At 39.7% G+C, this 229-nt stretch carries 1 protein-coding gene; it reads left to right on the forward strand.

Annotated elements, in window-relative coordinates; all coding sequences use genetic code 11:
• Positions 1-229 (forward strand): beta-ketoacyl synthase N-terminal-like domain-containing protein (locus AAEY83_RS19085; protein WP_351061867.1); only part of this gene is annotated, 229 nt, incomplete at both ends.

Consider the following 229-nt stretch of genomic DNA (forward strand, 5'->3'; position numbering starts at 1 on the left):
GCTTATATGCCAGCAAAAGATGCTAAAAAAATGGATTTATTTATTCAATACGGCATTGCCGCGGGGATCCAAGCATTTAAAGATTCAGGCCTTGAAGTAACTGAACAAAACGCGACGCGTATTGGCGTAGCAGTGGGTTCAGGTATTGGTGGTTTAACGCTTATTGAAGAAAACCATATAAAACTACTTAATAGTGGACCGCGTAAGTTATCCCCATTTTATGTACCTT

The sequence above is a fragment of the Psychrobacter sp. TB20-MNA-CIBAN-0197 genome (assembly GCF_040309765.1).
Taxonomy (GTDB): domain Bacteria; phylum Pseudomonadota; class Gammaproteobacteria; order Pseudomonadales; family Moraxellaceae; genus Psychrobacter; species Psychrobacter submarinus.